Here is an 11,428-nt window from a genome sequence, read left to right as displayed (position 1 = left end):
CTGATCACGAGCCGCGCCTTTAGCAAAAATCGTGCACAGCCTGTCACCGCACTAAGATCCGACACCTCCGCCTCGGCGCGTTTTTACACAGCCTCCACCACTTTCGGCCATTCGCGCCGATGCGCGGCGTTCTAAAACCCGATCGCGTTTCGAGAAAGCACCTCGCGGGAGCTTCACCGGTCGAGATATGCGGCAAGCTCCTCCGGTGCGGCTTGGGGGAACGGGTGCCGTAGGAGATCCAAGAAGGCGGACACTCTGGCGTTGAGCAGCCTGCGTGTCGGATAGAGCGCCCATAGGGCAATCTCCGAGCCAGCCACGTCACCCCAATGCGCCAATCGCCCATCGGCGATGTCACGGCTGACGAGCGATAGCGGCAGCGGGCCGGCCCTGCTCCCGCGCGCACGGCATCGCAGATCATGACAAGTGACGACAAGCGCAGCACCGGATCGACCTTGAGCTCCATCGGCATCGACTCCGCGCACCACGGCGGGTACGGCCGCACCGGTCGGCCGCAGCATGTCAGGGCGAGCCACCACTACCATTCGATCATGGAGGAACGAGCGACCGACCAGCGTCTCGTCCGGCGCGGGATTGACGCGGATTACGAGGTCGTAGCCCTCCTCGATCATGTCGACCGCCCAATCGTCGGTCGTTACCTCCAGCCTCACCTGGGGAGGGCGCCGCGCGAACTCCGCGGCTAGCCGGCCCATCGCTGTCTGCGAGAACAGCAGCGGGGCACTGATCCGCAGTCGGCCGCGCACCCGCTCGCTGCCCAACGCAATCGCGGTGGCCGTCTCCTCCAGCTCCGTCAGCAGAGCGACCGAGCGCTCGAACAGCGCGCGTCCCTCTTCAGTCAGCTTGAGGTCGCGCCGCCCGCGCTCGAACAGCCGCAGGTCGAGCGCCGCCTCCAGCTCGCCTACGCGCCGGGACAGGGTTGCCTTGGGCCGGCGCGCGGCGTGCGCGGCCTTTCCGAAGCCGCCATGTCGGGCGACGAGCGTGAAGTCGGCGAGCGCGAGCAGGTCCATGTCGTTCCATCAGTGAGACGCCGCGTCCAGATTACGCGTCTATTTGCTTGGGTCTGGATCACCCATCTTCGTCCCGTCAGCAAGACCAACGAAGGAACTATCCCATGACCATTCTCGTGATCGGTGCCACCGGCCGTGTCGGCCGCCACGTCGTCGACCAGCTCGTCGCCCGCCATGCCGACGTTCGCGTCCTCACCCGCGATCCCACTAAGGCGGCGTTCCCGGCCGGGGTGGAAGTGATGCAGGGCGACCTGCTCGACATCGAAGGCTTGCGCGCGGCCTTCTCGGGCGTCAGCACGCTGTTCCTGCTCAATGCGGTGACCGGCGACGAGTTTACCCAGGCGATCATCACGCTTAACATTGCGCGCGAGGCGGGGGTCGAACGGGTCGTCTACCTGTCGGTGTTCGGCGCCGACCAGGCCGTCAACGTGCCGCACTTCGCGGTGAAGTCCGGCGCTGAGCGGATGCTGGAAGCGATGGGCTTCGGCGCCACCATCCTGCGCCCCACCTACTTCATCGACAACGAGGCGATGGTGAAGGACGTGATCCTCGGCCACGGCGTCTATCCGATGCCGATCGGCGGCAAGGGGCTGGCCATGGTCGACGCCCGCGATATCGCCGAGGTCGCCGCGATCGAGCTGGTGCGTCGCGAGCAGGCAGCGGACAAGCTGCCGATCGAGACGATCAACCTGGTCGGCCCCGACACGCTGACCGGCGAGGACGTGGCGGCGATCTGGTCCGACGTGCTCGGCCGTCCGGTCGTTTATGGCGGTGACGACCCCAGCGGGTTCGAGGCCAACATGGCGGCCTTCATGCCGAAGTGGACGGCTTATGAGATGCGCCTGATGGCCGAGCGCTATGTCAGCGAGGGTATGATCCCGGAGCCCGGCGACCGCGAGCGCCTGACGACGCTGCTGGGACGCCCACTGCACGGCTATCGCGAAGCCGCAGAGGCACTCGCCGCGGCCTGACCCTCAAACCCGGAATTGGGAGATTCTCCATGAAGACCATCCTCATCACCGGCTGTTCGTCAGGCTTCGGCCTGGCGACCGCCAGCCTCTTCGCAGCACGTGGCTGGAACGTCGTCGCCACGATGCGCACCCCGAGCGAGGACGTCCTGCCCGCCTCCGACCGCCTCCGCGTCCTGCCGCTCGACGTTACCGATCCCGCCAGCATCGCCGCGCTGGTCGAGGCGGCCGGCCCGATCGACGCGCTCGTCAACAATGCCGGCATCGGCTTGCTGAGCGCCGTCGAGGGCACTCCGATCGAGGTCGCCCGCGCAATGTTCGAGACGAACACCCTTGGTCCGATCGCGATGGCGCGGGCGGTGCTGGCGCAAATGCGGGAGCGCACAGGTGGCGTGATCGTGAACGTCACCTCTACCGTCACGTTCGCACCCTTGCCGCTGCTGTCGATCTACACCGCCACCAAAGCGGCGGTGAACGCATGGAGCGACAGCATGGCTATCGAGCTGGAGCCGTTCGGCATCCGCGTCCGCGTCGTCCTGCCTGGGCGGGCGCCCGCCACGAGCTTCTACGGCAACGCCGAAGGCCGCATGGCAGGCGCCATCCCTGCGCCGTACACCCCGCTGGCACAGAGCATCATGGAAGGCTGGCAGAAGGATGCGGGGCCGGTCACGTCTGCGGACGAGGTCGCAGAGGGCATCTGGCGCGCCGTCACCGACGAGGGCGCACCGGCACACTTTCCCGCCGGCGCTGATGCCGTCGCCTGGGCCGCAACCCGCTGAGCCGGATCAGTGTCAGGTCTTGATCGGCAAGCTCGGGAGAGCCGGGTTTCCGATGGGGATGGGTGAAGCGGGAACCAAGGGCACAACGCCGTTAGGCTGATGACCATCGTCGGCTTGCGGCGCGGCCATTGCCTCGCTGGCGTCTCGGCCGTAGTGAGCAGCGTGATTGCGAAACATACCACCCGTGCCGTCAAGGCGCTGAAGATCCATTGTCCAGTCGATGACGCAATGCTGAATATGCTGTCGGCAGGGCAACTGCCGGCGATTGATCCGGACAGTGCTCTTGCGAAGATCCTGGACATTGTGCGCGCGGAAAATCCTCTTGGAGACTTCGGGGTTTACAAATCCGTGGTGGAGTTGGGATCGGGTTGGGAGTTGTTCACGTCCGACGCCGCTGCCCGTCCCGCATTAGGGCAGACAGGTTTGGAAGTTGCATCCCCCACCGTGATTCTGACGATCTATATACCGATGGACGCAGCGGACGACGCAGTGTGCCGGGCAATCGATGCGATCGTGGAAGCACATCCTTGGGAAGTACCGGTTATCGAAATCAGTGAAACGGTCCTTGTGACGCGCGTCTGACCAGCGGCATCCAGCGATCCTCCATGGCTTTGCCGATTGGGAACGGCAAGCGAGACGCACAGAGCCATCCCACAAGGGATGGTATTCTGGGAAAGCTGGATCAGATCGGCTTGCCGATAATCCCTCCGGCCTCCACGACAGCGGTTTGCGCAGCTTCAATGGCGTCCACCAGGACCACCGGGAGAGGCATACTCGGCGCTTCGCTACTATCCCCCTGTAGCCCGAGGTCCACTTTGCCGGTCATGGTGAATGAGTAGCTGGGGCCGAAGTTGGTCATTTCCCACCCGAACACGGCTGAGTAGAAGGTCTGTGCAGCGCCGAGGTCGGGCGCGGGAAGCTCGATGAAGTTGATGCGTGCCATGAGCGACTCCTATGCGCGCTTACGAACGCGCTTGGCGGGGAGGCTTGAAACGCTGCGGATCGCCGCTGACCTGAGGTCGTCGGGCTCCGACAGCATGGACTCGGGTACGACGACATAGGATTTCCTGGCCGGTAAATCTACCGTAGGCCATTTTGGTTCAAACGCAGCGGTTGGCGACGGCTAGTGGCATTCAGCTTCGGTGTGGAGCCAGAGCGGGTCTCCAGAGAGAAGCAGCCTTCGCTCCGGATGAACGAGGCGATCGGCAGTGACTCAGACCAGTGTAGAACGCGCGTAAACGCATTCGGGTGCCCTTCGAACACCGTTTCAGGGCGGAGCCAAAACAAATGGCGGCGAGCTCAAGGAGCCCGCAGCCATCCTTCATCAGCATGTTCAGTGTAGATCGAAACACCCCGCCTTTGTTTTGGATCTCAAAGAATTCTCCGAAACGAACCGCGCGTCGGCAACGATTTGCAAAATACCTCAGGGTCGCTCCCTCCTTCCTCCACTCCCAGTTCTATAAATCGTGATGGGTGGTCCGCTGCGGCGGAGCCTCGAAGAACGAAGGACTCCAATGACTTTCATCACCGACATGAAGATCGCCCGCAAGGTGGCCGCTTTGCTCATCATGCTGGGCATAGTCACCTTGGGGCTTTCCAGCCTAAGCTATCGCACGATCAACTCCATCGATTCAGATTATTCGGCTCTCGCCGGCAAGACTCTTCCCGCGACCACCGAACTGGCGCGCGCCAACAGGCGTGCCGTCGAGATGATGTACGCAGGTTACCGTGCCATGGCGTACGAAGGCGGAAGCGCTGAAGGGCGTGTTTCTGCAAGAGAGCTTGAGGAATCCTACGCAGCTGGGAAGCAGAGCTTCGAAAAGGCCCTTGAGACAGATCCGAGCCTCGCTGAACAGATGCCGGAACTTCTCCGCTCTTTCGAGGATCTGCATGCCACCGTTGCGAGGGCAGCTCAGCTCGGGCTTGCCAATCGCAAGGAAGAGGCAATGGCTGTCCTGCGTGAGGCTGACAAGCAGCTTGCAGAGTCCCAAAGTAAGTCGGCGGGTCTAAATAGCGCTCGGATCGAAGCCGGTGACCGGAAGATCCTCGAGGTATCAGCCAGTGCGAGCTCAACCTCCTTCTGGATGCTGGCCATTAGCGCGATCGCTGTTGTCGGCGGCGTGGCCTTGGCTATGCTGGTGTCTCGTGCCGCGATCGTTGCTCCTCTCGACCGCCTCCGGGAAACGATGCGTCACTTGGCGGCTGGCAACAACAAGGTTGCTGTTGAAGGAGTTGAGCGTGGCGACGAGGTTGGCGCGATGGCCAAGGCGGTGCTCGTGTTCCGCGACGCGGCCGTTGCCCAGGAACTAGCAGCCGTGGAAAAGGCCAAGTCCGACGCGGACCAGAAGTTTGTCGTCGATACGGTTTCGGAAAAGCTTGCCAGCGTGTCGGAGGGTGACCTTACGGCCGAGATCAAGGCCGAGTTCCCGCCGTCCTACGTGCAACTGCGCACGAACTTCAACTCCGCCCTGACCAATCTGCGCGACCTGATCGGCTCGGTGATCGAGAGCTCACATAGCCTTCGCACCGGCTCGAGCGAGATCGCGCACGCTTCGGAAGACCTTGCGCGCCGCACTGAGAGCAATGCGGCCAGCCTGGAGGAAACCTCGGCTGCGCTGACGCAGATCGATGGTCGCATCAAGGCCACGGCCCAAGCGGCGGGCCGCACGGTGACGCGTGCCGATGAAGCCATCACCACCGTTTCAGGCGGTCGTGCCGTCGCTGATGAGGCAGTCCAGGCCATGAGCCGCGTGCGTGAAAGCGCGAAAGGCATCGACGAAGTTATCGAGGGCGTCGACAAGATCGCGTTCCAGACCCGCGTTCTCGCCATGAACGCCGCCGTGGAAGCTGGTCGTGCGGGTGACGCGGGTCGCGGCTTCGCGGTCGTGGCTGACCTAGTCAGTGCGCTCGCCATGCGTGCCGAAGAGGAAGCGAAGCGTGCGCGCGATCAGCTGACGGTGACTCAGACCGACATCGTTACCGCCGTCGAGGCGGTGCAGCGGGTCGACGGCGCGTTGGCTGGCATCTCCGAAGGTGTCGGCGAAGTTCACCAGCTGCTGGGCGGCATGGCATCTGACAACCAGGCTCAGGCCTCCGCGATCAGCCAGATCAGTGTTGCCGTGAACAACATGGATCAGGCGACGCAGCAGAATGCCGCGATGGTCGAGGAAACTTCGGCTGCCGCGCGCAACCTGAACAGCGAATCTGAAGCTCTTGCGGGCAAGGCAAGCCAGTTCAGGATCAGTGATGGAGGCAAGTCGGCCAAGATCATGGCCAAGCCGTCCGCAACCTTCACGGCTCCGGTCGTGAACGACCAGGCTTCACGCTTGAGTATCAAGGCTAAAGCGAACGGCAGTGCCCCCGGCATCGTCGCTACTGCGTCTACCGACGAGGATTGGGCCAGCTTCTAAGCGATTTTCGTAAGAATACGGTCAGCGTAGAAAGGCCGTCACTGGCGACAGCCGTAGCGGCCACGCTGCCTTGGCAATGCGACGATGTCCTCTGTCAAAGCCGCTTCAAAACCTCAATGATACCAGTTGTGCGGGTATCTACCATCACGCAAGGATGTTCCACACGATCATGGCAATAGGAATGGCCGCTTGTGGAGGGCTCATAATGGCAAGCGGCATGTCCGCCATTGAGACAGGCCGTGTAAAAACGGGTTCTCGCGAGCAGGCCTATGATGTCGGAGCAGCGCGCTGAAGATTGAGCGTGGACGCTCAGGTCTTCAATGCTGCGATCAATGGCCGGACGCCGAGGATAGCGATCAGCCTTTTGAAGTTATAGGCCAGGACGTGAAGGCTGGCTTCCGTTCTGACGTGTTTCAGTGTTTTCATCTGGAAGTGTGTCGAGCCCATCCAGGCTTTCAGCGTACCGAACGGATGCTCGACAGTCTGCCAGTTCGGGCGTGTGCCTGCTCGCCGGCCAAGCACCGAAGGAGCGTTCGCCGGCTGAATAGACGCGCGCCCGGCCTCATTCATCGTCAGCCCGTCGAGCAAGTATGGGGCTTCGCTGACGGTCGCAGGGATGGTTTGCGATGCGAACGGCGCGAAGCGGTCGTTGACGTGGGTATAAGCCTTGATGCCGGGATCGTTGCCATAGCGAGCGTTGACCGTGTTCATCGCCGCACCCTGTCGCGCGGCGGGGTAGAACTGACCATCGGCGGATGCGGTTGTGCCCATGCCCCAGACCTGCGCCATCGGCAGATCGCCTTGTGCGGCGACCACATGAGCCAGCGCCTGATCGATCGCCTCGCGTTCGACGTGGCAGCGCGCGAGACGAGAGAGTTGTCAATAATCATGGGTGTTGGACGCCTCTGCCATCTTGCGCAGGCCCAGGTTCAGACCCTCGGCAAGGAAGACGTTGAACAGGCCGATCCGGTCGCCGCACGGAACGCCACTGCGCAGGTGCGTCAAGGTGTCGGTGAACCCAAGCGCGTCATCTACTTCGAGCAGCAGGTCGGTAATACGGACGGGCGGCAGACGGCGGTAGAGATCGAGCACCAGGTCATCGATTCCATCCGGCGCGTCGGCGGTGAGGCGATCAATGCGCAGCGTCCCGTCCTCGATGCTGCCTTTGGGGATCGTGCCGTTACGCGCAGCGCGACCGAGCCGGGCAAAGCCATCGGCGAGACGGCTTTGCGATCGGCGAGACGGGCTTTGCGATCGGCGAGACGGGCTTTGCGACCGGCGAGCCAGACATGCGGATTGGATGGAATGGCCAGCTTCGCAGCATGCGCAACTTCCATCGATACCAGGACATTGCGCAGGTCGCCGTAGCGGTGCGAGCGATCGAGCCAGATGTCGCCCGAGCGTAGCGCGTCGCGTAGGTGGAACATGACCGCGACCTCTCGGAGACGGGCATCATCGTAGCCCTTCGCTCGCAACTGTCTCCGCCATTTGGAATGCGGCCGCAGGAAATCGTCAGTCGCCGGGGATGCGTCTTTGGCGGCGACGGCGGCCACCGCGTTCAGAAAGGGCCGGGCGACCGGCGCGGCTTCGAGGTCGAGGCAGCGCAGCATGCGCGGGGCATAGCGACGGAAACGGTGATAGCCCTGATCGACATGGGCCAACGGATCGTCACCCAACGTGTCGGTCAGCGTCCTGGCGGTCGCGACGAGGCGAGTCAGATGTTCCCATCCCGCCGCATGCGCAATCGCGTCCTCCAGCGAGGCACTGCCGCTATGCGCTTCGAGCAGCGATTGTCCGAGCGCTGCGAAGCCGGCCAGCGTCGCAGTGACCCCCCACCCCTGTTATCTGAGATCCGAGCGTCATGCAGCTGCCTTGCCTCGCGCCAGGTGCGCCCGACGATGCGGTCATGCGTTTCGATCACCGCATCCGCAGTCGCAGTTGCCCACTCGATGACGCAGACCGCGAGGATGGCGCGACGTCGGTGGGCACTCAGATCACGCAGACCATCGGCGAAGTAGCGTTCACCCTGTCGCCGCAATCTGGCGACGCGATGCGGTGGAACTCCGGCAAGCAGACCGGCATCGAGGAGGTCCATCGCCCGCAGGAACTCCAATCGATCGAGCAGCCGGTTCGCCGCGGCGGAATTGTTGCCCGGCTCGATCCGGCGCAGCCAGATGAAGCGGCTGATCGCGCCCGGCAGCATTCCAGTGGTCAGCTCGTCGAGCCGAGCACAAGTCACGGGATTGAGCCGCTCGGCGAGCCGCCTTTCAATTTGACGTTCGGCCGCGACGAGCACGTCCGCGCACAACCTCTCGATAGTCGTGATTGCGGGCAGGATGGTCATAGTGTCACGGCAGCGAGCAATGAACCGCCGGGCGAGATCGTCGTGGGAGCGTGCCTGTTCGGCTTCCGCGAACCGCCAGTCACGGAAGGCCTGTGCCCGTGTACCCTGGCCGGGGAACGGCCTGTACCCATAGATGGAACGCAACACCTCCATGTGCTGCTGGCGGGTCTGGCGTCGGACGGCGTAGCGGACAAGTGTATCGACCAGCGATGCCAAGCTGAGCTGCCAGGAAGGCGGACACGGCCAACGGGATTACCTCGCCCGGCACCAGTATCCGGCCCGGATAGCGCAGTGCGCAGAGTTGCAGTGCGAAGCCGACCCGGTTCTCCGGCCGACGCCGCCGGTCTATATGAACCAGGTCGTCATCCGCCAGAATGTAATGTCGCAGCAGCGACGCCTCGTCGGTCGGCAGGTCAAGCAGCGCCGACCGCTGCCGGGCGCTCAGGATCTGGCGTCTCGGCATGTGGCAGTGTCCCTGTTGAACAGAAGTCTGTTTTGGACAACACTGACCCCGCGCAGATCAAGGCATTTCGAGGCCTAAATTCAGAGGGGTTCAATTGGGACAGCGCGCCGCCATCTACGCCAGGGTCTCGACAGCCGACCAGTCGTGCGAGCGGCAGCTCCGCGACCTCGCCGGTTTGCCGAGCGTGGCGGCTATGAGGTGGTTGAGGTCTTCCGCGAAACCGCCTCCGGCATGAAGGCCAACCGATCGGCGCGTGCCGAAGTGACCCGAGGGGTGGACGAGCGTTCGAGTATTTCAGCGAGGATCCGCTGCTCACGGGCGTGCTCGGCGGCCGTTCCGTTCGCGGTGTCCAGTCGAACAACGTCGTCTCGACGGTCAAACACTACGTGCTCAATGCCAACGAGACGGGGCGCTCCTTCGCCGATGCGCAGATGGACGAGCCCGCGATGCGCGAAAGCGATCTGCTCGCCTTCCAGAAGGCGATTGAGATCGGCCAGCCGGGCTCCGTCATGTGCGCATACAACAAGATCAACACGATCTATGCTTGCGAGAATGCCTTCCTGCTCAACGACGTGCTGCGGCGCGACTGGGGCTACAAGGGCTGGGTGATGTCCGACTGGGGAGCGGCCCACTCCGTGTCCATCCGCCAGGGCCTGGACCAGGAATCGGGTACGCAGCCAAAGGACGATCTTTGGTTCGGCCAGCGCCTCAAGGACGCGCTGGCGGCTGGCACGGTCGCGTCGGCCGATGTGGACCGTTCCGTGTTCCGTATTCTTCGCACCATGTATTCGCTCGGCCTGGCGCGCGACCCTGCGGAAGGACGCAAGCCGATCGACTTCGCGCCGCACCTCGACCGCGCCCAGCGCGCCGCGGAGCAGGGCATCGTCCTGCTCAAGAACGAGGGCGGCATTCTGCCCTTGGCCGGCGGTGCGAAACACATCCTGGTAGTCGGCGGCCATGCCGACGCAGGTGTTCCGGCCGGCGCCGGATCTTCTCAGGTGTGGCCGGTCGGCGGCTCCCCCGTGCGACTGCGGTACGATGACAAGATGTACCACTTCCGCCTCTATATGCCCTCGGCGCCGCTCGCCGCGCTGAAAGAGCAATATCCCAAGGCCACGGTGAGCTTCGATGACGGGAGCGATCCCGTCCGCGCCGCCCAAGCGGCGCGGAGCGCGGACGTGGTCGTCGTCTTCGCCGAGCAATTCCGGTATGAAGGCCGCGACGTACCCGGCCTCAGCCTGCCCGAGAACCAGGATGAACTGATCGAGGCGGTAGCCTCCGCCAACCCGCACACGGTCGTCGTGCTCGAGACCGGCGGCCCGGTAGCAATGCCCTGGATCGACCGGGTACCGGCGGTGCTGCAGGCCTGGTATGCAGGCAACCGCGGCGGGAAGGCGATCGCCCGCGTTCTCTCCGGTGAGGTCAACCCGTCCGGGCACCTGCCGGTCACCTTCCCGGTCGCCGCTGCGCAGATTTCCAATCCGGTGCTGCCGGGCCAGAACCTGATCGATGCGGCAAAGGGCAAGGATGTCCGTACGCTGCCCAAGGAACAGCAAGTCCTGCCGATCATGTATCCTGAAAGCTCCGACGTGGGCTATCGCTGGTACGCGCGGCAGGGCTTGGAGCCACTGTTCGCGTTCGGGCATGGGCTGAGCTACACCACGTTTGACACCTCTGCCCCCACGGTCTCGGGGACGACCGCCACTTTCACCATGCGCAACACAGGCGCGCGCGAGGGGGCCGACGTCGCCCAGCTTTACATGGTTTCGCAGGCCGGACAGCCAAAGCTGCGGCTTGTCGGGTTCGAGCGGGTTGAGCTGAAGCCGGGTGAGACGAAGCAGGTAACTCTGAACATCGATCCGCGGTTTCTCGCCGATTGGAAGGACGGCGGCTGGCACATGCCGGCGGGACGCTACCGCTTCGCACTTGGCGAGAGCGCGGAGCGCCTCGGCCCGGCCGTCGAGGCCATTCTGCCCGCGCGCAGCTGGCGTGAAAGCGGCGCACCGGCAAGCTGACAAGGGCAGATCAACCTTTCGCATCGGGTGGGGAATGATAGCCGTGAGCTCACCTTGCGACTTCCCCCCACAAGCTGAGCACTGTCTCGTACACGAGCGACGTGTGCGTCAGCTCTCAGGCAGGTAATCTTTGGTCGGGAACGACGAGATTGAGGGCGCACTGCCGCCGGTCTGCTCAATGAAGCGGGAAGGCCAGTTTCGGCAAGAGCAGCCGTTCTGGCGCGGGTCGGGGAACGGCTCGAGTTGGTCGAGGCTGTGTAAAAATGCGAGGCTGTGCTAGAGTTTTCCCGCATTTGTGGGAGGCTTTGGAATGGGCCGTTTCGTTCAAGGCTCGATTTCCACGCCTTGGGTTTTGCCGGAGCGACGCCTGCCGAGACCGGCCGCCCGGCCTACCATCCGTCGACGATGCTCAAGATCTACCTCT

Annotated in this window: 7 protein-coding genes and 2 pseudogenes; 5 read left to right on the top strand and 4 right to left on the bottom strand. The window is 63.7% G+C overall.

What is annotated here, in order from left to right; translation table 11 throughout:
- Positions 1–173 precede the first annotated feature (173 nt).
- On the bottom strand, positions 174–1,025 hold the full coding sequence (locus ABVV53_RS06315; protein WP_353983546.1) for a LysR family transcriptional regulator: 852 nt from the start codon (positions 1,023–1,025) through the stop codon (positions 174–176).
- Positions 1,026–1,129: 104 nt separating this feature from the next.
- On the opposite strand from ABVV53_RS06315, the gene ABVV53_RS06310 reads away from it, so the two are divergent.
- The 3 genes from ABVV53_RS06310 to ABVV53_RS06300 all read left to right on the top strand — a co-directional run bounded on the left by ABVV53_RS06310 (position 1,130) and on the right by ABVV53_RS06300 (position 3,354).
- Positions 1,130–1,996: an SDR family oxidoreductase gene (locus ABVV53_RS06310; RefSeq protein WP_353983545.1), complete on the top strand. Its 867-nt coding sequence runs from the start codon at positions 1,130–1,132 to the stop codon at positions 1,994–1,996.
- Positions 1,997–2,025: 29 nt separating this feature from the next.
- Positions 2,026–2,772, top strand: coding sequence for an SDR family oxidoreductase (locus ABVV53_RS06305; RefSeq protein WP_353983544.1), 747 nt, complete (start codon positions 2,026–2,028; stop codon positions 2,770–2,772).
- Between the two features lie 99 nt (positions 2,773–2,871).
- Complete coding sequence (locus tag ABVV53_RS06300; RefSeq protein ID WP_353983543.1) at positions 2,872–3,354, top strand: hypothetical protein; 483 nt, start codon at positions 2,872–2,874, stop codon at positions 3,352–3,354.
- A gap of 100 nt (positions 3,355–3,454) precedes the next feature.
- Here the strand turns inward: ABVV53_RS06300 and ABVV53_RS06295 are convergent, their stop codons facing one another.
- Complete coding sequence (locus ABVV53_RS06295) at positions 3,455–3,715, bottom strand: VOC family protein (protein WP_353983542.1); 261 nt, start codon at positions 3,713–3,715, stop codon at positions 3,455–3,457.
- 571 nt (positions 3,716–4,286) lie between these two features.
- On the opposite strand from ABVV53_RS06295, the gene ABVV53_RS06290 reads away from it, so the two are divergent.
- Positions 4,287–6,182 (top strand): methyl-accepting chemotaxis protein, encoded by a 1,896-nt coding sequence (locus ABVV53_RS06290; RefSeq protein ID WP_353983541.1) that lies wholly within the window; start codon positions 4,287–4,289, stop codon positions 6,180–6,182.
- A gap of 309 nt (positions 6,183–6,491) precedes the next feature.
- Here the strand turns inward: ABVV53_RS06290 and ABVV53_RS06285 are convergent.
- Positions 6,492–6,668, bottom strand: a pseudogene (locus tag ABVV53_RS06285) (transposase); the annotation flags it as partial.
- 66 nt (positions 6,669–6,734) lie between these two features.
- Positions 6,735–8,989, bottom strand: a pseudogene (locus ABVV53_RS06280) (Tn3 family transposase); the annotation flags it as partial.
- A 245-nt stretch (positions 8,990–9,234) separates the two neighbouring features.
- Between ABVV53_RS06280 and ABVV53_RS06270 the strand changes: the two are divergent.
- Positions 9,235–11,004: a glycoside hydrolase family 3 C-terminal domain-containing protein gene (locus tag ABVV53_RS06270; RefSeq protein ID WP_353983547.1), complete on the top strand. Its 1,770-nt coding sequence runs from the start codon at positions 9,235–9,237 to the stop codon at positions 11,002–11,004.
- Positions 11,005–11,428: the final 424 nt, after the last annotated feature.

The sequence above is a fragment of the Novosphingobium kalidii genome (assembly GCF_040534015.1).
In the GTDB taxonomy this organism is placed as follows: Bacteria; Pseudomonadota; Alphaproteobacteria; order Sphingomonadales; family Sphingomonadaceae; genus Novosphingobium; species Novosphingobium kalidii.
Note: the sequence above shows the minus strand (reverse complement) of the source record. Positions and strands in the feature narration are given on the sequence as shown.

Excerpts from the sequence above, each read along its gene's own strand:
- ABVV53_RS06305 (WP_353983544.1), top strand. The coding sequence starts at position 2,026 with ATGAAGACCATCCTCATCACCGGCTGTTCGTCAGGCTTCGGCCTGGCG.
- ABVV53_RS06310 (WP_353983545.1), top strand. The coding sequence starts at position 1,130 with ATGACCATTCTCGTGATCGGTGCCACCGGCCGTGTCGGCCGCCACGTC.
- ABVV53_RS06295 (WP_353983542.1), bottom strand. The coding sequence starts at position 3,715 with ATGGCACGCATCAACTTCATCGAGCTTCCCGCGCCCGACCTCGGCGCT.
- ABVV53_RS06300 (WP_353983543.1), top strand. The coding sequence starts at position 2,872 with ATGACCATCGTCGGCTTGCGGCGCGGCCATTGCCTCGCTGGCGTCTCG.
- ABVV53_RS06315 (WP_353983546.1), bottom strand. The coding sequence starts at position 1,025 with ATGGACCTGCTCGCGCTCGCCGACTTCACGCTCGTCGCCCGACATGGC.
- ABVV53_RS06290 (WP_353983541.1), top strand. The coding sequence starts at position 4,287 with ATGACTTTCATCACCGACATGAAGATCGCCCGCAAGGTGGCCGCTTTG.